Source organism: Thioalkalivibrio sp. AKL19 (genome assembly GCF_000420165.1).
GTDB lineage: Bacteria > Pseudomonadota > Gammaproteobacteria > Ectothiorhodospirales > Ectothiorhodospiraceae > Thioalkalivibrio.
Genome location: NZ_ATUK01000014.1, coordinates 177532 through 202909, shown reverse-complemented (window position 1 = coordinate 202909; position 25378 = coordinate 177532). Strand labels below are relative to the sequence as shown.

Genomic DNA, 25378 nt, shown 5'->3' with positions numbered 1-25378 from the left:
CGGAGGCAAGATGATGCGTGCAGGATGGCTGACGGCCGTTGTGTGGCTGCTGGCGCTGGCGCTGCCGGCCCAGGCGGTGGAGATCGAGGAATGGGAGACCGACGAGGGGCTGCGGGTGCTGTACGTGGCGGCCCCGGACCTGCCGATGGTCGACCTGCGCCTGACCTTCGACGGCGGGGCCTCGCGCGACGGCGAGCAGAATGGCCTGGCCTCGCTGACCAGTTCTGCGCTGCGCCACGGCACGGCGGAGATGGATGCGGACGCGCTGGCCGAGCGCTTCGAGTCCGTGGGGGCACAGTTCGACACCGACTCGCTGCGCGACATGGCCATCGTCAGCCTGCGCAGCCTGACCGAACCGGACTGGCTGGACGCGGCGCTGGAGACCCTGACCGGCGTGCTGGCCGCGCCGGCCTTCCCCGCGGCGGATTTTGAACGGGCCCGGCGCCAGGCCCTGCAGGGGCTGCAGCGCGAGCGCCAGGATCCCGGGAGTGTTGCCACCCGGCGTTTCTACGAGTTGATGTACGGCGATCACCCCTATGCCAACTGGCCGGGCGGCGAGCGGGAGACCCTCGAGGCGCTGGAGCCGGGGGATGCCCGCGGGTTCTACGAGCGCTTCTACACCACGGGCAACGGCGCCCTGGCGATCACCGGTGGGCTGAGCCGCGAGGAGGCCGAGGCCGTTGCCGCGCGCATCTCCGCGGCCCTGCCACAGGGTCCGGCGGCGGAGCCGCTGCCCGCGGTCGAGCTGCCCGGAGCGCCGGTGGAGGAGCGCGTCGACTTCCCCTCCGAGCAGGCGCATATCCATATGGGGGCCCCGGCCCTGCGGCGCGGGGACGAGGATCACTACGCCCTCACCCTGGCCAACCACGCCTTCGGGGGCGGAGGGTTCACCTCGCGCCTGTTCCAGGAGATCCGCAGTGCGCGCGGCCTGGCCTACTCGGTGAGCAGTCGCCTGCAGCCGATGGCGGTCGAGGGGCCCTTCCGGATCGGGATGCAGACCGGCGTGGATCAGGCGGACGAGGCGGTCACGGCGCTGCGCGAGGAGCTGGCGCGCTGGCACGCCGAAGGCGTCGATGCCGACGAGCTGGAGGCCTCGCGCGAGAACGTCGTCAACAGCTTTCCGCTGTCGCTGGCCTCGAACAGCGACATTGTCGGCCTGCTCGGGATGATGGCCTTCTACGACCTGCCGCTGGACTATCTGGACCGCTATATCGAGCGCATGGAGGCCGTGGAGCTGGACGAGCTGAATGCCCGCCTGCGCGAGCGCATCAATCCGGATGCGATGGTCACGGTGATCGTGGGTGGGCAGGAGTAGGCGCGCCCCTGCCGGGCGCCCGGCACGCATCCGCATCATTGGCGGGGCCTGGCGCCGCCGATGGTTGCCGGTGCCCGGAGTGGGTGGGCTCCGGCCCACCGCCGACGCCCTGCGCGAGACGCTGTTCAACTGGCTGCAGCCCCGGTTGCCGGGGGCGCGGGTGCTGGACCTGTTCGCCGGCACCGGGGCCCTGGGGCTGGAGGCCGCCTCGCGCGGGGCCGATACGGTGCTGCTGGTCGAACGCGATGCGCGTGCCGCGGCGCAGCTCCAGGCGAACTGCGAGACCCTGGGCGCCGGGCAGGTTACCGTGCGCCGGGACGACGCCCGGCGCCTGCTGGCAGAGCCGCCGCCCGACGGCCTCGCCTACGACCTCGTGCTGGTGGATCCGCCGTTCGGCAAGGGGCATGTGCCGCCGGTGCTGGAGGCCCTGCTGGCGCAGGGCTGGCTGCATGCGGACAGCCGGGTGTATGTCGAGATCGAGGCCGAGGCGGATCTGGCCTTCCTCGCCGCGGGCGGCTGGCAGGTCGAGCGCGAACGCCAGGGGGGGCAGGCCCGAGCCCTGCTGCTCGCCCAGCACGCACCCGGTGCCCAGGCATGATCTCGCGCCGGGCGTGACGCTCTTCGCGCTTTTGCAGTCGGATGAGTCTTTCGCTACGGTGACGGGGTCCCACCCAACTGCGGCAACGCCCAACGGGCGCCACCCCGCGCGGCTTCCAGACCACCCCGGAATCAGGCCGCCCGGTCTTGCGCTTGCCACAAGAATACAAGGGGAAACCGAATGGATGAGCAGTCCACCCCCGGTCTGACGCAAACCCGCCTCGGCGGCTTTGGCGTGATCTGCAGCCCGGTCTTCTACACCTCCAGCATCGTGATCGCGCTGTTCGTCCTGTTCGGGGCGATCTTCCCGGACACCGCCGAAGCGGTCTTCAACCAGCTGCAAAGCGGCATCGGGGAGTACCTCGGCTGGTACTACATGCTGGTTGTGACCGTGTTCCTGGTCTTCTCCCTGTACCTGATGTTCAGCCGTTACGGCGGGGTTCGCCTGGGTGATCAGTTCGAGGCCCCGCGCTTCAGCTACACCGCGTGGTTCGCGATGCTGTTCTCCGCGGGCATGGGGATCGGGCTGCTGTTCTGGAGCATCGCCGAGCCGATGTACCACTACCTCAGCCCACCGCACGTCGAGGGCGAGACCGGCGCGGCGGCGGTCGAGGCGATGCGCTATACCTTCTTCCACTGGGGGCTGCATGCCTGGGCAATCTACATTGTCGTCGGCCTGTCGCTGGCGTATTACGCCTACCGCCACAATCTCCCGCTGCTGATCCGTTCCTCGCTGTACCCCTTCATCGGCGACCGGATCTATGGCCCCTGGGGGCACCTGGTGGATGTGGTGGCGCTGTTCGGCACCATGTTCGGCGTGGCGACCTCGCTGGGCCTCGGTGTCATGCAGATCAACTCGGGCCTGAACTTCGTGTTCGGGATCGAGGAATCCACCTACATGCAGATCGTGCTGGTCGCGATCATTACCCTGATCGCGGTGGGCTCGGTCGCGCTGGGCGTCGACAAGGGCATCAAGCGCCTGTCGAACTTCAATATCGGTCTGGCGGTGATCCTGATCGCGCTGCTGCTGGTCATGGGTCCGACCCTGTTCATCCTGCGCCTCCTGGTGGAGAGCACCGGCGTCTACGTCCAGTTCCTGCCCGAGATGAGCCTGTGGGCCGACACGATCGAGGATTCCGGCTGGGCGACCTCCTGGACCATCTTCTACTGGGGCTGGTGGATCTCCTGGGCCCCGTACGTCGGCATGTTCATCGCGCGGGTCTCGCGCGGCCGGACCATCCGCGAGTTCGTCGCCGGGGTGCTGCTGGCCCCGACCGCCGCGGCCTTCGTCTGGCTGGCCGTGTTCGGCGGTACCGCGATGAGTTACGAGCTCGATGGCGTGGTCGACCTGACCGGCGCCGTGTCGGAGAACATGTCCACCGCGCTGTTCGTGACCCTGCAGGCCATGCCGCTGTGGGATTGGCTGTCCGTGGCCGTGATGGCGGCGGCGACGGTGCTGATCGTCACCTTCTTCGTGACCTCCTCGGACTCCGGCTCGCTGGTGATCGACACCCTGGCCTCCGGTGACGTGCGCAACCCGACCGTCACCCAGCGCGTGTACTGGGCCATCCTCGAGGGGGTGGTCGCGTCCATCCTGTTGCTGGCAGGGGGGCTGGCTGCGCTGCAGGCGGCCGCGATCAGTGTCGGGCTGCCCTTCTCGGTCATTATGCTGATCATGGTGTTCGGTCTGTGGAGAAGCCTGCACCAGACCGAGGCGGTCACCCCGAGCAAGTACCAGAAGGAGGCCCCGCCGCCGCATACCCTGTTGGGGTATACGGAAGATCTGGACGACAAGATCAAGTAGGGGGTAACGATGACTGCGTCCCGAGTGGCGCTGCTGGGATGCGGGCTCATGGGGCAACCCATGGGCCTGCGTCTTTTGCAGGCCGGATTTCCCGTGGTGGCTTACAACCGCACGGTCGCGCGCGCGAGCGATCTGGCGGCCGAGGGGGTCACCGTTCACAGTTCGCCCGCCGCGGCTGTCGCGGAGGCGGACGTGCTGGTGCTGATGCTCAGTGATGCCGCCGCCATCCATGCCGTGCTGGATGCCCTGCCGGCCGGCGCGCTGGATGGTCGCTGCGTGATCCAGATGGCGACCATCCTGCCGGCCGAGAGCCGGGCCCTGGCGGAACGGGTGCGGGGCGCCGGCGCCTGTTACCTGGAGGCGCCGGTGCTGGGTTCCATCCCCGAGGCCCGGGATGGCCGTCTGCTGATCATGGCGGGCGCCGACCGCGAGGCCGACTTTGCCCGGGCCCAGCCGGTACTGGCGGCTCTGGGCGAGACACCCCGGCATGTCGGTTCGGTCGGACAGGGGGCGGCGTTGAAGCTGGCCTTCAATCAGCTGATCGCGAGTCTCACGGCGGCGTTTTCCCTCAGCCTGGGGCTGGTACGGCGCGAGGGGGTGGAGGTGGATACCTTCATGGAGATCCTGCGCGACAGCGCCCTGTATGCCCCGACCTTTGACAAGAAGCTCGGCAAGATGGTCTCCGGTGACTTCGGTACCGCCAACTTTCCGGTCAAGCACCTGCTGAAGGATGTGCGCCTGACCGAGCGCGCGGTGGAGGATGCCGGACTGGTCGGGCCGTGGCTGCCGCTGCTGGCCGATCTGCTGGACCGGGTGCGCGAGCAGGGCCTGGCTGACGCGGACTACTCCGCCATTTATGCGGCCATTGCCCCGGAAACCGCGGGTTCATGAGGTACATACGTTGGCCCTTATGCACAGCGGATGCGAATGGCCCGGAAGGCCTGTCCGCCCGGGGCGCGATCTCCCGGGTCGCGAACGATCCGATTTTTAACCTTTCAAAATCAAATCGTTAAAGTGTCGAGCCGGGGTTTTCCGGCGGGTGTCCCTTGACGTTTCCGGCGTGGCCCGTTCCGGGCGCGACAATTCGTCCACAAAGTTATCCACAGGTTGTTCGCGTGGGTAAAACCATGTGGCCATTCAGGGGGTTGTCGCCCGGATTTCAAACGGCCTGTCCAGAAGGCGGTGTAACCCGGTCTTGCGCCCGTGCCCCGGTCTCCGCTACCCTACCGGACTTTTCGCCAGAACCTGCGTGAGCCGACCATGAAAGCCGACATCCATCCGAACTATCACGAAGTCAAGGTTATCTGCAGCTGCGGTACGCAGTTCGAGACCCGTTCCACCCTCTCCGGCGAGGAGATGCATGTGGACGTGTGCTCGCAGTGTCACCCGTTCTACACCGGCAAGCAGAAGATCGTTGATACCGCCGGCCAGGTCGACAAGTTCAACCGCCGCTTCGCATTCTGAAGCCGCGGCGCGCCGCCTGGCGCGCAACGTGACCGGACGCGTGACCGCCCTGGCGAGCCGTGTCCGACCCGACGAGGGCGTCCTGCGGGGCGCCCTCGTCTGCGTTGTGGGCCTGCTGCTTCTGTCGCAGGCCGGGGCGGCCGCGGCGGAGTGCCGGCTGGCGGACCAGGAATCGCGGGGGCTGCAGGAGGTCGGGGTCGAGCGTGTCCTCGGGTTCGACCGGCTGCGGCTGGCCGATGGGCGGACGATCCGCCTGATCGGCCTGGCCCTGGCCGCCCCGTCGCCGGAGGCGATGGCCCCGGTGCGTGACCTTTCCCTGCATGAAGGGTTGCGCGACGCACTCGAGGCACGCCTGGAGGAGGCCGGCCAACGCCTGACCCTGCGCCCGGGACGTCCCGCCCGGGACTCGAGGGGCCGTCCGCGCATGCATGCGTGGCTCCCCGACGGCGCGCTGCTGGCGGCCCGGCTGATCGCCGCGGGTGCGGCGATGCCACGGCCGGGGCCGTGGCCGGAACCCCTCGATGCCTGTCTCTATGCGGCCGCGGCCGAGGCGCGGGCCGGGGAGCGTGGCCTGTGGCTGGAGCGGCCGGCGGCCCTGCCCGCGCGGGTCCTGGACCCGCTGGACGGCGCGTTGCGCCACGGGCGGCTGCGGGTGCAGGGCGAGGTGATCTCGGTGCGTGCGACCGAGCGTCACTGGGTGATGGAACTGGACGGTCCCCTGGATGTGCTGATCCGCGGGGATGACCGCGATCACTGGCCCGATCTCGAGCCCGAATCCTTGACCGGCGAGGCGGTGATTGTGCGTGGTCAGGTGTATCCTTGGAGAGACCGACTCCGGATGCGCATATGGCATCCGCTCGATCTCGAGGTAGTGGACTAACGAGGTGCTCGAATAATGCGTGCGTTTCCCAATTCGTGGCGGATGGCTCGCGGTCGCCTGACCTCCCTGCTCCTGACGGTGCTGATCGCCGGCGGCCTCGCCGTGGCTATCCCCGGGTGCACCACCAACCCGGTGACCGGGCGTTCACAGTTGATGCTGGTCTCCGAGAACCAGGCGATCGATGCCTCGCGCACCGCCTACGTCGAGATGCTGGCGCCGGCGCGCGAGGAGGGTCGCATCAATGCCGACCCCGAGATGACCGCCCGGGTGCATGGCATTACCGAAAAGGTCGTCGCCCAGGCCGTGAACTATCGCCCCGAGACCGCCGACTGGGACTGGGAGATCGTGGTGATCGAGGCCCCGGACACCGTCAACGCCTTCGCGATGGCGGGCGGCAAGATGGCCATCTACTCGGGCATCATCGAACAGCTGGAGCTGACCGACGACGAACTGGCGCAGATCATCGGGCACGAGATCGCCCATGCGCTGTCGGCGCACACCGCCGAGAAGATGTCGGTAGCGCTGGCGAGCAACATGGCCGTGGCCGGCTATGCGATGACGGGCGACCGCTCGCAGGTGGCCCTCACGGGCGCCGCGCTGGGGGCGGCGCTGGCGGTCCAGCTTCCGCACAGCCGGGCGATGGAATCCGAGGCCGACGCGATCGGCATGGAACTGGCGGCACGCGCAGGCTATAACCCGGACGCCGCGGCCAGTCTCTGGCGCAAGATGGCGGCGCAGTCGAATGGCCGGCATCCGGTCTTTCTCAGTACGCACCCGGCCCCGGAATCGCGCCAGCGTGACCTCACCCGCATGGCGGACCGCTTCCGGCCGCTCTACGAGGACGCGCGCAATAGTCGTGTTCCGACGCACCCAGTCAACTGATGCTCACCTTCCGGCCTCGCGCCGGGCGCTGAGTACCGCAATGCATCCCCGATCGAAAAAGGCCCCGCTACACCATGTCCAAGGATTTCAATCAGCGCGCGCTGGAGTACCACGAGCAGCACCCGGCCGGCAAACTGGCGATCCACGTTACCAAGCCCACCGCCACTCAGGATGACCTCTCCCTGGCCTACTCGCCGGGTGTTGCCGCGCCGGTGCGCGCAATCGCCGAAGATCCGGAGTTGGCCTATCGCTACACCGGCAAGGGCAACCTGGTCGCGGTGATCACCGATGGCACCGCGGTGCTGGGGCTGGGCAACGTGGGTGCGCTGGCGTCCAAGCCGGTCATGGAGGGCAAGGGGGTGCTGTTCAAGGCCTTCGCCAATATCGACGTCTTCGACATCGAGGTGGACGCCGCGCAGCCGGAGGACTTCATCAACACGGTCGCGCGCATCGCCGGCGGCTTCGGTGGCATCAATCTGGAAGACATTGCCGCGCCGCACTGCTTCGAGATCGAGCGCCGCCTGTCCGAGCGCCTGGATATCCCGGTCTTCCACGACGACCAGCACGGCACCGCGATTATCACTGCGGCCGGCCTGGTCAACGCCCTGGAGATCCAGGGCAAGAGGCTGAGCGAGGCGAAGATCGTCTGCGTCGGCGCCGGGGCTGCCGGGATCGCGTCCATGCAGCTGCTGGTCCGTCTGGGCGCGGCCAAGAAGAACCTGTTCATGGTGGATCGCAAGGGCGTGATCCACAGCCAGCGTGACGATCTCAACGAGTACAAGCAGATCTTCGCGGTCGATACCGAAGCGCGCAGCCTGGCCGATGCCTGCCGCGACGCCGATGTCTTCATCGGGCTGTCCGGCCCCGACCTGCTGACGCCGGAGATGCTGCGGTCCATGGCACCGAAGCCGATTGTCTTCGCCCTGTCCAACCCGGACCCGGAGATCCGCCCGGAGTTGGCGCATCAGACCCGCGACGACCTGATTATGGCCACCGGGCGTTCGGACTACCCCAACCAGGTCAACAATGTGCTGGGCTTCCCGTTCATCTTCCGTGGCGCGCTGGATGTGCGCGCGCGGACCATCAACGACGAGATGCTGGTGGCCGCGGTGCACGCGCTGGCCGGCCTGGCCCGCGAGCCCGTGCCGCAGGCCGTGCTGGATGCCTATGGCCTGGAGGCCCTCGAGTTCGGCCCGAATTATATCCTGCCGACGCCGTTTGATCCGCGCCTGATCGATACCGTGCCGCAGGCGATCAGCCAGGCCGCCCGCGACAGCGGGGTCGCCCGCCTGTAGCTCACCCCCAACCAGAGGAGGAGCAGCGCATGCAGAAGATCGCCATTGTCGGCGCCGGACGTGTCGGCGAATCCACGGCCCAGTTCCTGGCGCGGCGCGATGTCGCCCGCGAGATCGCGTTGCTGGACGTGCGCGAGGGCGCGGCGGCCGGCGCCGCCCTGGATATCCAGGAGACCGCACCGCTGCTGCGTTTCGACACCCGACTGACCGGCAGTCACGAGGCGTCGGTCATCGCCGGGGCGGACCTGGTGATTATCACCGCCGGATTGCCGCGCAAGCCGGGCATGTCGCGCTCCGACGTGCTGGACAAGAACGTCGGGATCCTCGACCAGATCCTGCAGGACATCCTGGTCCACGCCCCGCAGAGCCGTATCCTGGTGGTCTCCAACCCGGTGGACGTGCTGACCTACCGCGCCTGGCAGAAGACCGGCTGGAGCCGCGACCGGATCTTCGGCCAGGCCGGGGTGCTGGATACCTCGCGCATGGCGGCCTTCATCGCGCTGGAGACCGGTCTGTCCACCCACGACATCCAGGCGCTGGTGCTGGGTGGCCATGGCGACGCGATGGTCCCGATGCTGCGCTATTCCTCGGTCAACGGTGTGCCGCTTCACCACTTCATGGATCCGGATACACTGGATGACATCGTCGAGCGCACCCGTCACGGTGGTGCGGAGATCCTGGCCCTGAAACAGACCTCCAGCGCCTACGGGGCCCCGGCCGCGGCGATCGCGGAGATGGTGGAGGCGATCGCGCTGGATCGCCGGCGCGTGCTGCCCACGGTGGCCCTGCTGGACGGCGAATACGGCGAGCGTGACGTGGCCATGGGCGTGCCCTGCATCCTGGGGCAGGGCGGCATGGAACGCGTCATCGAGCTGGAGCTGAACGCGGAAGAGCGGGCCGCGTTCGACCAGTCCATCGCCGGGGTGCGGAAGGACCTTGAACGCCTCGCCTGAACCCGGCCCGGTCCCGGGCGCGCGACTGCCGACCCTGACCCTGGTCGACAGCAGCATCTTCGTCTTCCGCGCCTGGTTCGCGCGCGGCCTGGATCCGGACCCGCAGGGTCGGCCGGGCGGGGCGCTGCATGGCCTGGTACATTCGCTCTGCCAGTGGCTGCCGGCCTGCGCGCCGGGGCCGGTGGCATTCTGTTTCGATACCGGCCTGCGCCGTGGCTTCCGCCATCGCATCGATCCCGCCTACAAGGCCCATCGTCCGCCGGCCCCGCCCGAGCTGCGCGAGCAGTTCGCGCGCATCCGTGAGCTGCTGGGCCGGCTGGGTTTCGCGACCCTGGCCGATCCGGAATACGAGGCCGACGATCTCATCGCCAGCCTGGCCCGCGCCGGACGCGCGGCCGGCTATCGTATCGACGTGAAGAGTGCGGACAAGGACCTGACCCAGGTCATCCTCGGCGAACAGGACCGGCTGCATGATCCCGAACGGGGCATCGGCCTCGATCGCCGTGCCATCGAGAAGCGCTTTCGTATCCGGCCCGAGCAGGTCGCGGACATGCTGGCCCTGGCGGGGGACGCCAGCGATAACATTCCCGGTATCGACGGGGTGGGGCCAAAGACGGCCGCGCGCATCCTGCGCCGTCTGCATGACCTCGACAGCGTACTGGCGGACCCGACGGCCGTCGCGCGCTGCAATATCCGCCGCGCGCCCGCAGTGGCCGCGTCCATCGCCGGGCAGGCCGAAAGGCTGCGCCGCTCGCGCCGGTTGACCGGCCTCGCCGACCGCATCCCGGATCTGCCGCCAGTCGGGCAACTGCGCCCGGCCGGCCCCGACCCGGAGGCGCCGGCCTGGCTGCAGGGCCTGGGTGTCGCCCCGACCTATCACGCGGCGCTCCTGGCCGCCGCCAACGCCTGGACCCGGGCCGCTACGAGGCAGACCGCATGAACCCGCGACGGTATCTCCCCGCGATCCTGATCGTCATGGCCCTGGTCCTGTTGCCGGTCGCGGTGCAGGCCCACCCGCACGCCTGGATCGATCTGCGCATCAGCTTCGAGCGCGATGCCGATGGGCGGATCACCCACATGCTCCACCACTGGCGCTTCGACCCGACCTATGGGCAGTACCTTTTCGATGACGCGCAGGAGCATCAGTCGGGCGACACCCCCGAGGCGCGCCTGCAGGGGCTGGCGGGCGAGATCCTCGACAACCTGGACGAGTACCGCTGGTACAGTCACTTGCAGGTGGAGGATGAGGCGGTCGAGATCGCGGCCGCCGGGGATCCGCGCATGGCGATGGAAGGCGGGTTGCTGCATTTCCGCTTTCGGCTGGAGCTGGCGCAGCCGGCGGATCCTGCCGTGGCGTCGCTGGAGTACAAGGTCTACGACCCGACCTACTTCATCGAGATCCTGCATCAGGAGCCCCATGGCACGCGGGTCGTCGATGCCTCCGGACTGGTGGATGCGACCTGCGCGGCCCGGCTCGAACGCCCGCGCCCGGATCCGGCCATGGTGGCGCGGGCGATGGCGCTGGACTATGGCGCCAGTGTCGATTACGACCTCGGGCGCTACTTCGCCGAACGCGTCACCGTGCGCTGCGACTGACCCGGCGGTCATGGCCCGGATCGTGCTGTTTCACAAGCCCTGGGGCGTGCTGCCGCAGTTCACCGATCCCGAGGGGCGGCCGACGCTGGCCGATTACATCGACATGGCCGGTGTATACCCTGCCGGGCGTCTGGACCGCGACAGCGAGGGCCTGATGGTCCTCACCGACGACGGCCGCCTGAACGCGCGGCTGACCCAGCCGCAGCACAAGACCAGCAAGACCTACTGGGTCCAGGTCGAAGGCGAGCCCGATGACGCCGCGCTCGCCGCCCTGCGCCAAGGGGTCGAACTGAAGGACGGTCGCACGCGCCCGGCGAAGGTAGAGCGCATGGATCCGCCGGATCTCCCGGAGCGTGACCCGCCGGTCCGCTTTCGCCGGCACATCCCGACGTGCTGGCTGGCGATCACCCTGCGCGAGGGCCGCAATCGCCAGGTCCGCCGTATGACCGCCGCGGTCGGGCATCCGACCCTGCGCCTGGTGCGCTACCGGGTCGGCTCCTGGACCCTCGACGGCCTGGCGCGCGGCGAGGTTTGCGTGCTGGATCCCTGATCCGGGACGCCTTCCTGCCGGAACTGCCCGCCCACCCCCGCGAAACCGGCCGGAAGCCGTTGCAAGCACCCCGTCGCTGGCCGATGATGAACAACCATTGATGCGAGGGCAGGACATGCGCCTTTCCAGGAACGTATTTGCCGGGCTGGCCGTCCTGTTGCTGTCCCTGGCCGCGGTGCTGCCGGCAGCGGCTGCCGAGGAGGACCGCTACGCCTTCGAGCGCAGCCTGTTCCTGCTCGCGGAGCGGGCGCTGAACCGGGGCGACATGACCGCCTACCGTGCTGCGCGCAGCACCCTGACCGGCTACCCGCTGACCCCTTATCTGGACTACCGCGAACTTGCGCGCAATCTGGGCCGTGCCGACCCGGACGCCGTGCGTGACTTCGTGCGCGAACACGACGACACCCCGCTGGCCGCGCGGCTGCGCAGCAGCTACCTGACGCACCTCGCGCGCGAGGAACAGTGGGAGGACTACCTAGGATTTGTCGCGGCGACCGGGCCGGAGGGGTCGCTGTCGGTCGAGCAGGACTGCCACCGGCGCCAGGCATTGCTGAAGACCGGCGAGCGCGAGGCTGCCCTGGAGGACATGGAGTCCATCTGGCTGCACGGACAGTCCCGCCCGTCGGCCTGCGATCCGGCCCTGGACGCCTGGCGCGACGCCGGCGGCCTGACCGGCGAGCTCGCCTGGGGGCGCTTCGAACTGGCCGTGAAGGCGGGCCAGACCGGCCTGGCGCGTTATCTGCGCCGGTATCTGGACGCGGATGACCGCCCGTGGGCGGAGCACTGGCTGGACCTGGCCAGTCGTCCCGCGCGGGTGGTGGAGGTCGACTTCCAGGCCGACGAGCACCGCTCGGCCGAGGCGCTTCTGGAGCGGGCCTTTACCCGCTGGGTCCGCCAGGACCTGGACGCCGCGCTGGAAGGCTGGGAGGCGTCCGGGGACGGACTCGGGCTGTCGGCCGAAGCCGCCGGGCGTGTGCAGCACGCCCTGGCGCTGCGTCTGGCGCTGCGCTACCGCCCCGAGGCCCTGGACTTCATGGCCCGCCTGGAGCCCGAGGTATTCGATACCCAGCTGCGCCAGTGGCAGGTGCGTGCGGCGCTCTACGAGCGCGACTGGGAGACGGTCATGGACGCGATCCGCGCCATGGATCGCGACGTGCGCGACGAGGCGGCCTGGCAGTACTGGTATGCCCGCGCCCTGGAACAGACCGAATCACTGGAGGCCGCGCGCCGTTTCTACGAGCGCGCGGCACGCGAGCGCAACTTCTACGGATTTCTGGCTGCCGATCGCCTGGGTCAGCCCTATCGCATCGGGCATCAGCCCCTGGTGCTGGAAGACGGGCAGCGGGCGGCCATGCGCAGCCACGCCGGCATGCAACGCATGCGCGAGCTGGTCCGCCTGGACCGCAACGCCGAGGCCCGTCGCGAATGGACGCGCGCGGTAGCCGACATGGATACCGCAGAGCTGGAGGCGGCGGCGCGCACCTTCGCCGACTGGGGCTGGCACGATCGCGCGATCTTCACTGCGGCGCGGGCGCGCAACTGGGACGACATCGAGCTGCGCTTCCCGCTCGCCTTTGATGACCTGATCGTGGCCGGGGCACGTGAACAGGGCGTCGATCCTGCCTGGGCCATGGCGATCGCCCGGCAGGAGAGTGCCTTCCTCCACGACGTCCGTTCCGGTGCCGGGGCGCTGGGTATCATGCAGGTCATGCCCGCGACCGGCCGTTCCATCGCCTCGGCGGCGGGTGTGCGCGTGAACTCCGACTGGGACATCCTCGACCCGGCGACCAACGCCCGGCTCGGCACCTACTACCTGCGGCGCAACCTCGACCGCTTCGGCGGCCACAGCCTGCTGTCCTCCGCGGCCTACAACGCAGGGGCCCACCGCGTGAGATCCTGGCTGCCGGAGGACCGTGCGATGGACCCGGATATCTGGGCCGAGCTGATCCCGTTCTCCGAGACCCGCGACTACATCCGCCGCGTGTTTGCCTACCGCATCCTGTACGCGGTGCGCCTGGGGCAGGAGCCGCCGTCGTTGTCCACCCTGCTGTATCCGGTTACGCCGCAGGACCGCCTGGCCACGAGCCGCGAACGCCACCTGGCCGGGTTGCCGGGCGATGCGGGCATTACCCTCAGCCGCGCCTTCTGCGACGCCCCGGGCTACACTGAAAACGCCTGCTAGGACTCGCTTGCGAAGGGCTTGTTGACCACGAAGCGCACGAAGGCACGAAGAAGGGCCAGGTCAAGGGCGATTCACAGGAAGAAGGGAAGGAAGGAACCCTGTTAAGTGGCAACGAGCTATGCGCTCGCCCTGATGCCTTTGCGGTCGCGGTTGGGGGTGTCGGGCGTCCAATCGCCAGCGGCTCGCTGGCCGGTATTCATGCCCAACCTTTTTATTGCCGGCCGGTGGTCGCGCCGAGACCTTGCGTTGCTCGGCCCTCCAGCCCATCAGCCCCCTTCCAAGCTTCAAACCTTCCTGTGCATCGCCCTTGACCTTCTTCGGGCACACCGTGGTTCACTCAGAGACCTGTCAGCCGCTGATGATGTCCTCGCGCATGCGGCTGGCGATGCCGTCGGCCAGCTGCTGCCATTCGGCCGCCAGCGGTGCCTCCAGGTGCTCCTCGGTGGTGGCCTTGAAGTGGCGCATCCAGACGGCCAGGTCGGCCTCGGTCAGGTTCAGTGGCGCGTGCTTGCCGACCATGTCGATGGTCGGCGGCTGTTCCAGGCGTCCGCCGAGATTCATGTACCAGAAATCGGCGATCCGGTTGACGTGATCCGGGAAGTCCTGGATGCGCTCGAAGTGATGACCGATCTCGGGATCGGCCGAAAGGCGGCGGTAGAAGTCGTCGATCACCGCGCGGATGCGTTCGGCGCCGATCTTGTCGCACAGGGGTTCGAGCTTGCGAAAGGCCATGGGGGTCTCCTGACGAATCCTGCGTCAGCCGGTACCCTGCACGTTGCAGAGCAACCCGGATGCCGAGGATGAACCGATTCGATTCAGCGGGCCCCGATGCCGTGACGGCGGCGGTGGCCCAGTGCATTAGCGACCATACCGGAACCGCCTTCCAGCCGTCAGGAAGCCAGGCCTGCTCCGGGGGCTCCATTAACCAGGCGCAGCGCCTGACCGGTAGCGACGGCCGCGAGTTCTTCGTCAAGCTGAGTGGCGGCGAAGGCGCCGCGATGTTCGCCGCCGAGGCGCGCGGCCTGGAGGCGCTTGCGCGCTGCGAGCGGTTGAAGATCCCCGAAGTGGTCGGCACGGGCTCCGTCGGCGGCACCCATTTCCTGGTGATGGAAAACCTGGCCCTTGGCGGGCGCCGCGACGGCGTGGCCCTGGGCCACGGGATTGCCGACATGCACCAGAAGACCCGGCCGCGTTTCGGGCTGGATCACGACAACTTCATCGGCAGCACGCCGCAGTCGAACACCGAACACGACGACTGGGTGTCGTTCTACCGCGACGAGCGCCTCGGCTTCCAGCGCCGGCTGGCGCGGGAGCGCGGGGCGGCGGGTTCGCTGCTGGGGGCGCTGGAGGAGCTGGAGGCCGCTCTGGGCGGTTTCTTTGTCGACTACCGGCCGGAACCATCGCTCCTGCATGGGGATCTGTGGAGCGGCAACTGGGGCTTCCTCGACGATGGCCGCGCGACGATCTTCGATCCGGCGGTGTACTACGGCGACCGCGAGGCCGACCTGGCGATGATGGAGCTGTTCGGCCACCCCGGACAGGACTTCGTCGCCGCCTACGAGGAGATCCTGCCCATCGACCCCGGCTACGGGGTGCGGCGCACGCTCTACAACCTCTACCACATCCTCAATCACGACCACCTGTTCGGCGGCGGCTACGGTTCCCAGGCCGAGCGCATGATCCGCCAGCTCCTGGCCGAACTGCGCTGATTGCTTGGCCCGAGGCTCACGAAGAAGGTCAAGGGCGAATCACAGGAAGGTTTGAAGATCGGAAGGTGGGCGATGGGTTGCAGGGCGGGGGCGCCGGGGCTCTTGCGTCAGGGATTGTCCGTCTGCAGGGGCGAGTGGCAAAGCATCTGGCCCGGCGCACTGCTGGCAATTCGCTGCCGACAGCCCCAGCCGTGAGCGCGCAGGCAACAGCAAAGGGACATGCCCCTCAGCCGCCCTACAAGACCTCTTCCTGACTTCCCTTCTTCCTGTGAATCGCCCTTCTTCGTGTGCCTCGTGGTGGATTTTTCAGCGGCCGAGTTCGCGCGAGCGGTCGGCGGCCGCGGTCATGGCCCGGCGCATCAGTTCGCGCAGGTCGCCGTCTTCCAGGGCCTGCAGGGCGCGTTCGGTCGTGCCGCCCGGGGAGGTGACGCGGTGGCGCAGTTCGGCGGCGCTCTCGTCGCTCTCCGCGGCCAGGCGGGTGGCGCCGGCCAGGGTGCCCAGCGTCAGCTCGAGAGCGGTATCCGCCGGCAGGCCCAGCGACTGCGCGGCCTCCTGCATCGCCTCGATCATCAGGAACACGTAGGCCGGTCCGCTGCCGGATGTGGCGGTCACGGCGTGCATCTGCTCCTCGTCCTCCACCCAGATTGCGCGGCCCACCGCCTCCAGCAGCCGGGTGGCCGTGGCGCGATCCTCGGGGCCTGCGGTGGGCGCGGCATAGAGCCCGGTGACCCCGGCGCCGACCAGGGCCGGGGTGTTCGGCATCGCGCGGACCAGGCGCGTGCCGTCGCCCAGCCATCCGGCGAGCTGCGTGGTGGTGATGCCGGCGGCCACGGAGATTACCAGCGGCTGGCCCTGGTTCACCGCGTCGCGCAAAGTCGGGGCCAGCTCCGGCAGGGTCTGCGGCTTGACCGCGAGGACCAGGGTGGCGCTGCTGGCGGCCAGGTCACTCGCGCTGCCGCTCGCCAGCCCGGGGTAGCGGGCCTGCAGGTCGCGCACGCGCTCGGCGCTCTTGTCGGCGATGGCGATGTGTTCGGCGGCGTGACCGGACTGGACCAGCCCCTGGAGCAGGGCCTCGCCCATGTTGCCGGCTCCGACGAAGCCGACCTCGTAGCGGTGTTCCGTCATGCGGACTCCTTGGATGGGGGTTGGCGTGGGCCGAACAGGGCGGTACCGACGCGCACCAGGGTCGCCCCTTCGAGGATCGCGGCCTCGAGGTCGCCGGACATGCCCATGGACAGCGTGTCGAGTGTATGGCCCCGGGTGTTCAGGGTATCGCGCAGGGCGCGCAGGCGTGCAAAGGGTTCGCGCTGGCGCCCGGGGTCTTCTTCGGCAGCCGGGATGGCCATCAGGCCGCGCAGGTCGAGGCCCGGCAGGTCGCGCACGGCGTCGGCCAGGGTGGCGGTCTCGGCGGGTGCCACGCCGGCTTTCTGCGGCTCTTCGCTGATATTGACCTGCAGGCAGACCTGCAGTGGCGGCAGGCCCGCCGGGCGCTGGTCCGACAGGCGCCGGGCGATGCGTTCGCGGTCGACGGTATGCACCCAGGCGGCGCGCTCGGCCACGGCGCGGGTTTTGTTGCCCTGCAGCGCACCGATGAAGTGCCACTCGAGCCCGAGCGGTGCGGGAGGCGCCTCCAGGGCGTCGTGCTTGTCCACCAGTTCGGGGACGTAGTTCTCGCCAAACGCGTCCTGGCCGCGGGCGTGCAGGGCGCGGATCTCGTCCGCGCCGCGCGTCTTGCTGACGGCCAGCAGCCGGACCGAATCCGGGTCGCGACCCGCCTCGCGGCAGGCGGCCTCGATGCGGGCCCGAACGGTGCCCAGGGCATGGTCTGGTGTGGTCATTTCCCTATGATATAGTCCGGAAGAACACAAGGTCACCGCGGATTTTCACGCGGCCCTTCATCAAGCGACAGGGCGTGGTGGTCGCGGCCGCCACCCGGGTGCTGACGCGCCTTGGCGTGGCGCCCGACAACAGGGGGATGCATGGATATCACGCAGTTGCTGGCCTTCTCGGTCAAGAACGGGGCCTCGGACCTGCACATCTCTGCCGGCATGCCGCCGATGGTGCGCATCGACGGCGACATGCGCCGCGTGAACGTGCCGGTCATGGACCACAAGGAGGTCCAGGGCCTGATCTACGACATCATGAACGACCGCCAGCGCAAGGACTACGAGGAGTTCCTGGAGACGGACTTCTCGTTCGAGGTCTCGGGGCTGGCCCGCTTCCGTGTCAACGCGTTCAACCAGGACCGCGGCGCGGCGGCGGTCTTCCGCACCATCCCCTCCAAGGTTCTGACCCTCGAGGAGCTCGGCGCCCCGCGCATCTTCGAGGAGATCTCGAACTATCCGCGCGGCATCGTGCTGGTGACCGGGCCGACCGGTTCGGGGAAGTCGACCACGCTGGCGGGCATGGTCAACCACCGCAACGAGAACGACTACGGGCACATCCTCACCATCGAGGACCCGATCGAGTTCGTGCACGAATCGAAGAAGTCGCTGGTCAACCAGCGCGAGGTGCATCGTGACACCCACGGCTTTTCCGAGGCCCTGCGCTCGGCGCTGCGCGAGGATCCGGACACCATCCTGGTCGGCGAGCTGCGTGATCTCGAGACCATCCGCCTGGCCCTGACCGCGGCCGAGACCGGCCACCTGGTGTTCGGGACCCTGCACACCAGCTCCGCGGCCAAGACCATCGACCGCATCGTCGACGTGTTCCCGGCGGCCGAGAAGGACATGGTGCGCGCGATGCTGTCGGAGTCGCTGCGCGCGGTCATCGCCCAGACCCTGATGAAGAAGATCGGCGGCGGACGCGTCGCGGCCCACGAGATCATGCTGGGCACGCCGGCGATCCGGAACCTGATCCGCGAGAACAAGATCGCGCAAATGTACTCGACCATCCAGACCAGTGCCGGCACCGGGATGCAGACGCTGGACCAGTGCCTGAAGGACATGCTCGCCCAGGGCGTGATCAGCCGCGAGGACGCGCGGCGCAAGGCCGCCAACCCGGATTCCATTTGATCAGCGGCCCGCTGGGCGTGATCGCCGCAACGGGTATTAGGGGAGAACGCCATGGATCGTGACAAGGCGATCAAGTACATGCACGACCTGCTGCGGGCCCTGGTGGACCGGGGCGGGTCGGATCTGTTCATTACGGTAGGGATGCCGCCTGCGGCCAAGATCGATGGCCGGGTGGTGCCGATGACCGAACAGCAACTGACGCCTTCGCATACCCAGGCGCTGGTGCGTTCGCTGATGAACGACAAACAGTCGGCCGAGTTCGAACGCCACCAGGAGTGCAACTTCGCGATCGGCCTGCAGGGTGTGTCGCGCTTCCGCGTGAACGTCTTCACCCAGCGCGGCAGCCCCGGCATGGTGCTGCGGACCATCAACTCGGTGATCCCGAAGTTCGAGGACATCCAGATGCCCCCGCAGCTGGAGAAGATCACCCAGGAGCGGCGCGGTCTGGTGATCTTCGTCGGCGGGACCGGGTCGGGCAAGTCGACCTCGCTGGCGGCGATGATCGGCTACCGTAACCGCACCATGCCCGACCACATCGTCACCATCGAGGATCCGATCGAGTTCGTCCACGAGCACGACAAGAGCATCATCACCCAGCGCGAGGTCGGGGTGGACACCGAGAACTACGAGATCGCGCTGAAGAACACCCTGCGCCAGGCGCCGGATGTGATCCTGATCGGCGAGATCCGTGACCGCGAGACGATGGACTATGCCATCGCGTTCGCCGAGACCGGGCATTTGTGCCTGTCCACCCTGCACGCCAACAGCACCAACCAGGCACTGGACCGCATCATCAACTTCTTCCCCGAGGACCGGCGCGAGCAGTTGCTGATGGACCTCTCGCTGAACCTCAAGGCGGTGATCTCGCAGCGCCTGGTGCGCAAGGAGAGCGGCGATGGACGAGTGCCTGCGGTGGAGATCCTGATCAATACCCCGTTGATGGCCGACCTGATCCTGAAGGGGGAGGTCCACAACATGAAAGAGCTGATGTCGCGTTCGCGCGAGCAGGGCATGCAGACCTTCGACCAGGCCCTGTTCGATCTCTACGAGTCCCGCAATATCAGCTATGACGAGGCCCTGCGCAACGCCGACTCGGTCAACGACCTGCGCCTGCGCATCAAGCTCGACAGCCAGCGCGCCCAGGACGACGGGGCGCCCGCGGTGAAGGACGAGGGCGAAGGCCTGTCCGTGGACGAGCGCGCCGAGGACTTCAACCTGCGCTAGACGCCAGGGAAGCTGAAATCATGAGCCAGTTGCAGATCGAGCCCTACCTGAAGTTGATGGCGCAGAAGGCCGCCTCGGACCTGTTCTTCCTGACCGGCGCGCCGGCCAGCATCAAGGTCGATGGTCAGTTGCAGCCGATCTCGCGCAAGGCGCTGGCGTACGGTCAGGCCGAGAGCATCGCGCGCGAGATGATGAGCGAGCATCAGGCGGAGATCTTCGAGCGCGAGACGGCCGTCAACTTCGGCCTGTCGCGCGAGGGCCTGGGGCGCTTTCGCGTGAACGTCTATCGCCAGCGCGGCGAGGTTGCGATGGTCATCCGCTTCATCCGGGTCGCCATCCCGACCATCGAGCAGCTCGGGCTGCCCGAGGTGCTCAAGCAGTTTGTGGCTTACAACGACGGGCTGATCCTGATCGTCGGGGCCACCGGGACCGGGAAGTCGACCACGCTGGCGTCGATGATCGACCACCGCAACACCATCCAGAGCGGGCACATCCTCACGGTCGAGGATCCCATCGAGTTCCTGTTCTCGCACAAGCGTTCGATTGTCGGTCAGCGCGAGGTGGGGATCGATACTCCCAGCTACGACCACGCCCTGCAGGAAGGCATGCGCGAGGCCCCGGACGTGATCATGGTGGGCGAGGTGCGCTCGCGCGAGACCATGCGCGCGGCGCTGACCTATGCGGATACCGGCCACCTGGTGCTGACCACCCTGCACGCGACCAACGCCACCCAGGCGCTGGACCGGGTAATCAACCTGTTTCCGGAGGACAACCGCCCGCAGATCCTGTCGGACCTGTCGCTCAACCTGCGCGCGATCGTCGCCCAGCGCCTGCTGCAGACCAAGGACGGACGGCGGGTCGCGGCGCTGGAGATCCTGGTTAATACCCCCTATGTCAGCGAATTGATCCGCGACGAGAAGATCAGCGAGATCAAGGAAATCATGGGCAAGGGCGGATCGGTCGGCATGCAGACCTTCGATCAGGCGATCGTCAAGCTGTTCAAGACCGGGGATGTGATGCTGGACGAGGCCCTGAACAAGGCCGACTCGCGTGCCGACCTCGAGTGGCGCCTGAACTTCGGGGGCGGGGTGGCCTCCGCCGACGAGACCGAGGAAGAACTGAAACTCCCCGACCGATAGGAGCCTGTTCGGAGGCGAAGCCCCTGCCAAGGCCTCTTCCGGGCTTTTTGCCTCAGGCGCTCGTCGGCTCCGGGAAGACGTCGGAGGCCGCGAACACCGGGCCGTCCACGCAGACCCGCTTCATCGCGACCCCGTCCGGGGTGCGCACCGGCACCGTGCAGCCGGCGCAGCCGCCCACCGCGCAGGCCATGAATTCCTCCAGTGATACCTGGCAGGGCAGGTCGAATTCCGCCGCCAGTTCGGCGCAGGCCTCGAGCATCGGGTGGGGGCCGCAGGCGAAGATCTCGACCTGGTTGCGCTCTTCCGGCGCGAGTCCGGCCAGCCAGGCGCGCCCCAGGTCGGTCACGAAGCCGTCGAAGGCACCCGGCAGTCCGGCTTTCGAGGTCAGGCGGCAGGCGACCCCCCAGTCCTCCAGCAGCGGAAGGGTGGCGATCGCCCCGTCCGGCAGCCCCGGCCACAGGATCTCGGAGGGGCGTGCGTGGAACGGGAACGGGACCTCGGAACCCAGAATCGCGTGGGTCTGTCCCGCCTCGCCCTGCAGGTGCAGGCGGTGGGCGAGGAAGATCATCGGCGGGATCCCGACCCCGCCCCCCAGCAGCAGCCGCTTCGGCCGCTCCGGGTGCAGGCGGAAGGGCTGGCCGATGGGTCCCAGCACGCTGAGGGTGTCGCCCTTCGCCTGCTGTGACAGGGCGTGGGTGCCGTCCCCCACTACCTTGTAGAGGAATTCCACCCAGCCGGCCGTGCGATCGACGCGCTGGATCGACAGCGGGCGGCGCATCAGCAGGCGCGGAGCGCACTGCAGATGGGCGAACTGCCCGGGCTGTGCCGCGCGGGCGCATTCGGGCGCGGAGACCCGCAGGATCCACTGGTCCGCCCCGGCATCATGGTGGTCGAGGATGCGGCCTTCTTCCTGGAAGATCGTGCCGCGATGGGCACGGGCATGGGGGGCGGGCGCGGTCATGCGGTGTCCTCGCTGGGCCGGGTCCAGACCGGACGTCCGGCGACCCAGGTCTCGCGGACCTGTCCGGAGAAGGTCCAGTTGAAGAAGGGGGTGTTATGCCCGGCGCTCAGCCAGTCCTCGCGGTGGACCTCCTGCATCGTGGCCGGGTCCCACAGAACGAAGTCGGCGCGGGCACCCGGAGTCAGGCGACCCTGGGCAAAGCCGAGGATCTCCGCCGGTCCGGTGGTGACCCGGGCCAGTGCGTCGTGCAGGCTCAGCAGCCCGTCCTCGACCAGACGCAGTGTCAGCGGCAGCAGGGTCTCCAGCGCCGAGATGCCGGGCTCGGTGCCGGCGAACGGGCCGAGCTTGCTGTCGGGCTCGTGTGGCTGGTGGTCGGAGCAGATCGCACTGATCTCGCCGCGGGCGACCGCCGCGCGCAGCCCGTCACGGTCGCGCTGGACGCGCAGGGGCGGGATCACGTGGCAGTTCGGGTCGTATTCCGCGACGTCCACCTCGGTCAGGAACAGCTGGTGGGCGGCGACATCCGCGCTGACCGGCAGACCCTCGGCGCGCGCCTTGGCGATCATCTCCGCGCCGCGCCGGGTCGACAGTCGCGCCACGTGGACCCGCGCCCCGGTCTGCTCGACCAGCGCCAGGATGGCGCCCAGCGCCGCGGTCTCGGCGGCCTCGGGGATGCCGGCCAGTCCCAGTCGGGTGGAGACCGCGCCCTCGTGCATGCAGCCGGAGCCGGTCAGGGCCGGGTCCTGGGCCGACAGCACGATGGTCAGGCCGAAGGTGGTGGCGTATTCCAGTGCCCGGCGCAGCACGAGCAGGCTGGCCAGCGGCTTGTTCGCGTTGCTGACCCCGCGCGCGCCGGCGTTCATCAGGGCGGCCATCTCGGCGAGCTGCTGGCCCTCCAGTTGATGGGTGAGCGCCCCGAGCACGTAGACCCGAACGCCGCAGGCCTGGCGGGCGCGGCGATTGATCAGCTCGACCTCGGCGGGCGAGTCGATCGGCGGTTCGGTATCCGGCGGGACGACCAGACTGGTAATCCCGCCACTGGCCGCCGCTAGGGTCTCGCTGGCGACGGTAGCCTTGTGCTCCTGGCCCGGTTCGCGCAGGCGTGCCGCCAGATCGATCAGGCCGGGGATCAGCCACAGCCCGCTGGCATCGATGCGCCGGCGGGGCTCGAAGCCGTCCGGTGCCTGGCCGCGGGCGAGGATCTCGCTTCCCTGCACGCACAGCGAGCCGATGGTGTCGTAGCCATCCACCGGGTCGAGGATGCGGGCGTTCTCGATCAGCACGCTCATGCCTGGTGGGCCCCCATGACCATCGACATCACCGCCATGCGTACCGAGATGCCGTAGGTGACCTGCTCCAGGATCACCGAGTGCGGCCCGTCGGCCACCGCGGACTCGATCTCTACCCCGCGGTTGGCGGGGCCGGGGTGCATGACCAGGCAGGTCGGGTGCGCCAGCTGCAGGCGCCGCGAGGTGAGGCCGAACAGCTGGTAGTACTCGTGCTCGGAGGGGAGGTGGGCATGTTCCATGCGCTCGCGTTGCAGGCGCAGCATGATGATGACGTCGACGTCCTTCAGCCCCGCGTCGAGGTCGTTGTAGACATGCACCCCGAGCTGATCGACATTCGCCGGCAGCAGCGAGCAGGGCGCGACCACTCGCACCTCGCCCGTCTGCAGGATATTCAGGGCATGGATCTGCGAGCGCGCGACGCGTGAGTGCAGGATGTCGCCGACGATCGCGACCTTCAGCTTGGTGAAGTCGCCCTTGTGGCGGCGGATGGTGAACATGTCCAGCAGGGCCTGGGTCGGGTGCGCGTGGCGGCCGTCGCCGGCGTTCAGCACGCTGATGCCCGGGGCCACGTGGCGGGCAATGAAGTGCGCGGTGCCGCTCTCTTCGTGGCGCACCACGAACATGTCGACGTTCATCGCCTCGATGTTGCGCAGGGTGTCCAGCAGGCTCTCGCCCTTCACCGCCGAGGAGGTGTTGATGTTGACGTTCAGCACGTCGGCGGACAGGCGCTTGGCGGCCAGTTCGAAGGTGGTGCGGGTGCGGGTGCTGGCCTCGAAGAACAGGTTGACGATGGTCTTGCCGCGCAGCAGCGGGACCTTCTTTACCGCCTTCTCGTTCATGTTGGCGAATGACTCGGCGGTGTCCAGGATCTCGGTCAACAGCTCCCGGTTCAGGCCTTCGATGGTCAGCATGTGGCGCAGCTGCCCGTCGTCGGTCAGCTGCAGGCGGTTGGGCAGCGGGCCCGGCTCGGGCAGGCGCGCGCCCGGGTGGGCGATCAGGGTCTCGGTCATCCGTCGTGATTCCGCTGGCTCAGGCCTCGAGGTCCTCGGGGTCGATGGCCACCCGCTCCAGGCGCAGCGGCTCGGGGCCCCGCAGCTTGATCTGTTCGGCCGGCCCCAGTTCCATGTGGGCGCCGACGATCGCGGCCTCGATCGGCAGCTCGCGGCCGTCGCGCTCGACCAGCGCCGCCAGCGTCACCGAGGCCGGACGACCGTAGTCGAACAGCTCGTTCAGGGCCGCGCGGATGGTGCGCCCGGTGAACAGCACGTCATCCACCAGCAGCACGTGTTCGCCATCCAGGTCTTCCGGCAGTTCCGACGGGCGCACCTGCGGGTGCATACCGATGCGCGAGAAGTCGTCGCGGTAGAAGCTGATGTCCAGCTTGCCCAGCGGGCGTTCTACCCCGAGACGCTCGCGCAGGTGCTCCGCGATCCAGACCCCGCCGGAGTGGATGCCGACCACGATGGGCTGCTCGATCCCGTGGGTCTTGAGGTAGTGGCGGGCCTGTTCGGCCATGTCGTCGAGCAGGGTCGGGACGTCCGGTGTCATGATGCGTTCTCCAGGAACCAGCCTTCGAGGATGACCGCGGCGGCATGGGCGTCCAGCCCCGGGTCATGGCGTCCCGGCCGACGGCGCTCGCGGGCCAGGTGGGATGTCAGGTGCTCGTCGCACCAGTATACCGGTTGCCGGTAGCGTTCTTCGAGGGTGCGGGCGAAGCCCCGGATGCGCCGCGCCAGCGGCGTGGGCTTGCCGTCGGCCTGGGTCGGCCAGCCGACCACGAAGCCCTCCGGGGCCCATTCCGCCACCAGCGCGTCGATCGCGGGCCACAGGTCCGGCGCATCGCTGGCGAGCGTGCGCAGGCCGCGGGCCGAGCCGGTCAGTTCCTCGCCAACCGCCACCCCGATCCGGCGTCGCCCGTAGTCGAACGCCAGCAGCCCCACGGTCAGGCGTGACCGGAGGCCGAACTGATCAGGTTGACGTCGATGCCGATCAGTTCGGCGGCGGCGCGCCAGCGCTCGGCGCTGGGGTGATCAAACAGGACGTCGGCGTCGGCGCGGGCCGTCAGCCAGGCGTTCTCGGCCAGCTCGCTCTCCAGCTGGCCGGGGCCCCAGCCGGCATGGCCCAGCGCGATCAGGACCCGGCGCGGGCCGCGGCCCGCATTGATCGCCTCGAGGATGTCGCGCGACGTGGTCAGCACGATGGAGTCAGTGATGGGCTGACTGCCACGCCAGGTCTGCTCGGCGGAGTGGAGCACGAAGCCGTGTTCCGGCTGTACCGGGCCGCCGCGGTAGACCGGCATCTCCGGCAGGTCCTCGCCGGGTTCCAGTTCCACGTGCTCCAGCAGCTCGCGCAGTGAAAATTCCGTGGGCTGGTTGATCACCAGACCCAGCGCGCCTTCTTCGTCGTGATCACAGATGTAGGTGACCGCATGGCTGAAGTAGCCATCGTTCAGGCTCGGCATCGCGATCAGGAAGTGATCGCGCAGGCTGTCGGGCTCGTGGCGGGCGGTCGTCGGCTTCATGCC

Annotated in this window: 26 protein-coding genes; 17 read left to right on the top strand and 9 right to left on the bottom strand. The window is 68.6% G+C overall.

What is annotated here, in order from left to right:
* The first annotated feature begins 10 nt into the window (after positions 1–10).
* From F817_RS0110675 to F817_RS0110615, 13 genes are all read left to right on the top strand, one after another.
* Positions 11–1315: a pitrilysin family protein gene (locus tag F817_RS0110675; protein ID WP_024327644.1), complete on the top strand. Its 1305-nt coding sequence runs from the start codon at positions 11–13 to the stop codon at positions 1313–1315.
* On the top strand, positions 1302–1913 hold the full coding sequence (gene rsmD / locus F817_RS0110670) for a 16S rRNA (guanine(966)-N(2))-methyltransferase RsmD (protein ID WP_024327643.1): 612 nt from the start codon (positions 1302–1304) through the stop codon (positions 1911–1913). Before F817_RS0110675 ends, rsmD begins: the two co-directional genes overlap by 14 nt.
* 180 nt (positions 1914–2093) lie before the next feature.
* Complete coding sequence (locus F817_RS0110665; RefSeq protein ID WP_024327642.1) at positions 2094–3716, top strand: BCCT family transporter; 1623 nt, start codon at positions 2094–2096, stop codon at positions 3714–3716.
* A gap of 9 nt (positions 3717–3725) precedes the next feature.
* Complete coding sequence (locus F817_RS0110660) at positions 3726–4607, top strand: NAD(P)-dependent oxidoreductase (RefSeq protein WP_081644490.1); 882 nt, start codon at positions 3726–3728, stop codon at positions 4605–4607.
* 369 nt (positions 4608–4976) lie between these two features.
* Positions 4977–5180 (top strand): 50S ribosomal protein L31, encoded by a 204-nt coding sequence (rpmE, locus tag F817_RS0110655; protein WP_024327640.1) that lies wholly within the window; start codon positions 4977–4979, stop codon positions 5178–5180.
* A gap of 16 nt (positions 5181–5196) precedes the next feature.
* Complete coding sequence (locus F817_RS0110650; RefSeq protein ID WP_042799156.1) at positions 5197–6060, top strand: hypothetical protein; 864 nt, start codon at positions 5197–5199, stop codon at positions 6058–6060.
* Between the two features lie 15 nt (positions 6061–6075).
* The gene (locus F817_RS0110645; RefSeq protein ID WP_024327638.1) at positions 6076–6942 is read left to right on the top strand and encodes a M48 family metallopeptidase; all 867 of its coding nucleotides are present in this window, start codon (positions 6076–6078) and stop codon (positions 6940–6942) included.
* A 74-nt stretch (positions 6943–7016) separates the two neighbouring features.
* On the top strand, positions 7017–8237 hold the full coding sequence (locus F817_RS0110640) for a malic enzyme-like NAD(P)-binding protein (RefSeq protein ID WP_024327637.1): 1221 nt from the start codon (positions 7017–7019) through the stop codon (positions 8235–8237).
* 29 nt (positions 8238–8266) lie between these two features.
* On the top strand, positions 8267–9190 hold the full coding sequence (mdh, locus tag F817_RS0110635) for a malate dehydrogenase (protein ID WP_024327636.1): 924 nt from the start codon (positions 8267–8269) through the stop codon (positions 9188–9190).
* Positions 9174–10130, top strand: coding sequence for a 5'-3' exonuclease H3TH domain-containing protein (locus tag F817_RS0110630; RefSeq protein WP_024327635.1), 957 nt, complete (start codon positions 9174–9176; stop codon positions 10128–10130). Before mdh ends, F817_RS0110630 begins: the two co-directional genes overlap by 17 nt.
* Positions 10127–10786: a DUF1007 family protein gene (locus tag F817_RS0110625; RefSeq protein ID WP_024327634.1), complete on the top strand. Its 660-nt coding sequence runs from the start codon at positions 10127–10129 to the stop codon at positions 10784–10786. Before F817_RS0110630 ends, F817_RS0110625 begins: the two co-directional genes overlap by 4 nt.
* A gap of 10 nt (positions 10787–10796) precedes the next feature.
* Positions 10797–11336 carry a pseudouridine synthase gene (locus F817_RS0110620; RefSeq protein WP_024327633.1) on the top strand — a complete coding sequence of 180 codons (540 nt, stop codon included), beginning with the start codon at positions 10797–10799 and terminating at the stop codon, positions 11334–11336.
* Positions 11337–11451: 115 nt separating this feature from the next.
* A complete protein-coding gene (locus F817_RS0110615) occupies positions 11452–13518 on the top strand; it encodes a transglycosylase SLT domain-containing protein (RefSeq protein WP_024327632.1) in 2067 nt (688 codons plus the stop codon).
* Positions 13519–13866: 348 nt separating this feature from the next.
* Here the strand turns inward: F817_RS0110615 and F817_RS0110610 are convergent, their stop codons facing one another.
* Entirely contained in the window at positions 13867–14250 is a 384-nt protein-coding gene (locus F817_RS0110610; protein ID WP_024327631.1) for a group III truncated hemoglobin, read from the bottom strand.
* Between the two features lie 68 nt (positions 14251–14318).
* Here F817_RS0110610 and F817_RS0110605 point away from each other — a divergent pair, with 68 nt between their 5' ends.
* Positions 14319–15227, top strand: a complete 909-nt coding sequence (locus tag F817_RS0110605; RefSeq protein WP_024327630.1) for a fructosamine kinase family protein — start codon at positions 14319–14321, stop codon at positions 15225–15227.
* Between the two features lie 306 nt (positions 15228–15533).
* Here F817_RS0110605 and proC read toward each other — a convergent pair whose 3' ends face one another.
* Positions 15534–16352 carry a pyrroline-5-carboxylate reductase gene (gene proC / locus F817_RS0110600; protein WP_024327629.1) on the bottom strand — a complete coding sequence of 273 codons (819 nt, stop codon included), beginning with the start codon at positions 16350–16352 and terminating at the stop codon, positions 15534–15536.
* Entirely contained in the window at positions 16349–17065 is a 717-nt protein-coding gene (locus F817_RS0110595; RefSeq protein ID WP_024327628.1) for a YggS family pyridoxal phosphate-dependent enzyme, read from the bottom strand. Before F817_RS0110595 ends, proC begins: the two co-directional genes overlap by 4 nt.
* A gap of 141 nt (positions 17066–17206) precedes the next feature.
* Here F817_RS0110595 and F817_RS0110590 point away from each other — a divergent pair, with 141 nt between their 5' ends.
* From F817_RS0110590 to F817_RS0110580, 3 genes are read left to right on the top strand one after another with little or no spacing between them, the layout of a single operon-like run.
* Positions 17207–18241, top strand: a complete 1035-nt coding sequence (locus tag F817_RS0110590) for a type IV pilus twitching motility protein PilT (RefSeq protein WP_017942890.1) — start codon at positions 17207–17209, stop codon at positions 18239–18241.
* A gap of 51 nt (positions 18242–18292) precedes the next feature.
* Complete coding sequence (locus F817_RS0110585) at positions 18293–19465, top strand: PilT/PilU family type 4a pilus ATPase (protein WP_024327627.1); 1173 nt, start codon at positions 18293–18295, stop codon at positions 19463–19465.
* Between the two features lie 20 nt (positions 19466–19485).
* Positions 19486–20604, top strand: a complete 1119-nt coding sequence (locus F817_RS0110580) for a PilT/PilU family type 4a pilus ATPase (RefSeq protein WP_024327626.1) — start codon at positions 19486–19488, stop codon at positions 20602–20604.
* Between the two features lie 52 nt (positions 20605–20656).
* On the opposite strand, the gene F817_RS0110575 is transcribed toward F817_RS0110580, so the two are convergent.
* The 6 genes from F817_RS0110575 to F817_RS0110550 are packed head-to-tail and all read right to left on the bottom strand — an operon-like array spanning position 20657 to position 25375.
* Positions 20657–21565, bottom strand: a complete 909-nt coding sequence (locus F817_RS0110575; RefSeq protein WP_024327625.1) for a dihydroorotate dehydrogenase electron transfer subunit — start codon at positions 21563–21565, stop codon at positions 20657–20659.
* Positions 21562–22854 (bottom strand): dihydroorotase, encoded by a 1293-nt coding sequence (locus tag F817_RS0110570; RefSeq protein WP_024327624.1) that lies wholly within the window; start codon positions 22852–22854, stop codon positions 21562–21564. The genes F817_RS0110575 and F817_RS0110570 overlap by 4 nt, the downstream gene beginning before the upstream one ends.
* Positions 22851–23864 carry an aspartate carbamoyltransferase catalytic subunit gene (locus F817_RS0110565; protein ID WP_024327623.1) on the bottom strand — a complete coding sequence of 338 codons (1014 nt, stop codon included), beginning with the start codon at positions 23862–23864 and terminating at the stop codon, positions 22851–22853. The genes F817_RS0110570 and F817_RS0110565 overlap by 4 nt, the downstream gene beginning before the upstream one ends.
* Before the next feature lie 19 nt (positions 23865–23883).
* Complete coding sequence (pyrR, locus tag F817_RS0110560) at positions 23884–24402, bottom strand: bifunctional pyr operon transcriptional regulator/uracil phosphoribosyltransferase PyrR (RefSeq protein WP_024327622.1); 519 nt, start codon at positions 24400–24402, stop codon at positions 23884–23886.
* Positions 24399–24794, bottom strand: a complete 396-nt coding sequence (gene ruvX / locus F817_RS0110555) for a Holliday junction resolvase RuvX (protein WP_024327621.1) — start codon at positions 24792–24794, stop codon at positions 24399–24401. Before ruvX ends, pyrR begins: the two co-directional genes overlap by 4 nt.
* Positions 24795–24796: 2 nt before the next feature.
* Complete coding sequence (locus F817_RS0110550; RefSeq protein WP_024327620.1) at positions 24797–25375, bottom strand: YqgE/AlgH family protein; 579 nt, start codon at positions 25373–25375, stop codon at positions 24797–24799.
* Positions 25376–25378 lie beyond the last annotated feature (3 nt).

Bases quoted from the DNA above. Each gene is read 5' to 3' on its own strand.
- F817_RS0110675 (WP_024327644.1), top strand. From the start codon at position 11: ATGATGCGTGCAGGATGGCTGACGGCCGTTGTGTGGCTGCTGGCGCTG.
- F817_RS0110665 (WP_024327642.1), top strand. From the start codon at position 2,094: ATGGATGAGCAGTCCACCCCCGGTCTGACGCAAACCCGCCTCGGCGGC.
- F817_RS0110660 (WP_081644490.1), top strand. From the start codon at position 3,726: ATGACTGCGTCCCGAGTGGCGCTGCTGGGATGCGGGCTCATGGGGCAA.
- rpmE (WP_024327640.1), top strand. From the start codon at position 4,977: ATGAAAGCCGACATCCATCCGAACTATCACGAAGTCAAGGTTATCTGC.
- F817_RS0110645 (WP_024327638.1), top strand. From the start codon at position 6,076: ATGCGTGCGTTTCCCAATTCGTGGCGGATGGCTCGCGGTCGCCTGACC.
- F817_RS0110640 (WP_024327637.1), top strand. From the start codon at position 7,017: ATGTCCAAGGATTTCAATCAGCGCGCGCTGGAGTACCACGAGCAGCAC.
- mdh (WP_024327636.1), top strand. From the start codon at position 8,267: ATGCAGAAGATCGCCATTGTCGGCGCCGGACGTGTCGGCGAATCCACG.
- F817_RS0110625 (WP_024327634.1), top strand. From the start codon at position 10,127: ATGAACCCGCGACGGTATCTCCCCGCGATCCTGATCGTCATGGCCCTG.
- F817_RS0110620 (WP_024327633.1), top strand. From the start codon at position 10,797: ATGGCCCGGATCGTGCTGTTTCACAAGCCCTGGGGCGTGCTGCCGCAG.
- F817_RS0110615 (WP_024327632.1), top strand. From the start codon at position 11,452: ATGCGCCTTTCCAGGAACGTATTTGCCGGGCTGGCCGTCCTGTTGCTG.
- F817_RS0110610 (WP_024327631.1), bottom strand. From the start codon at position 14,250: ATGGCCTTTCGCAAGCTCGAACCCCTGTGCGACAAGATCGGCGCCGAA.
- F817_RS0110605 (WP_024327630.1), top strand. From the start codon at position 14,319: ATGAACCGATTCGATTCAGCGGGCCCCGATGCCGTGACGGCGGCGGTG.
- proC (WP_024327629.1), bottom strand. From the start codon at position 16,352: ATGACGGAACACCGCTACGAGGTCGGCTTCGTCGGAGCCGGCAACATG.
- F817_RS0110595 (WP_024327628.1), bottom strand. From the start codon at position 17,065: ATGACCACACCAGACCATGCCCTGGGCACCGTTCGGGCCCGCATCGAG.
- F817_RS0110590 (WP_017942890.1), top strand. From the start codon at position 17,207: ATGGATATCACGCAGTTGCTGGCCTTCTCGGTCAAGAACGGGGCCTCG.
- F817_RS0110585 (WP_024327627.1), top strand. From the start codon at position 18,293: ATGGATCGTGACAAGGCGATCAAGTACATGCACGACCTGCTGCGGGCC.
- F817_RS0110580 (WP_024327626.1), top strand. From the start codon at position 19,486: ATGAGCCAGTTGCAGATCGAGCCCTACCTGAAGTTGATGGCGCAGAAG.
- F817_RS0110575 (WP_024327625.1), bottom strand. From the start codon at position 21,565: ATGACCGCGCCCGCCCCCCATGCCCGTGCCCATCGCGGCACGATCTTC.
- F817_RS0110570 (WP_024327624.1), bottom strand. From the start codon at position 22,854: ATGAGCGTGCTGATCGAGAACGCCCGCATCCTCGACCCGGTGGATGGC.
- F817_RS0110565 (WP_024327623.1), bottom strand. From the start codon at position 23,864: ATGACCGAGACCCTGATCGCCCACCCGGGCGCGCGCCTGCCCGAGCCG.
- pyrR (WP_024327622.1), bottom strand. From the start codon at position 24,402: ATGACACCGGACGTCCCGACCCTGCTCGACGACATGGCCGAACAGGCC.
- F817_RS0110550 (WP_024327620.1), bottom strand. From the start codon at position 25,375: ATGAAGCCGACGACCGCCCGCCACGAGCCCGACAGCCTGCGCGATCAC.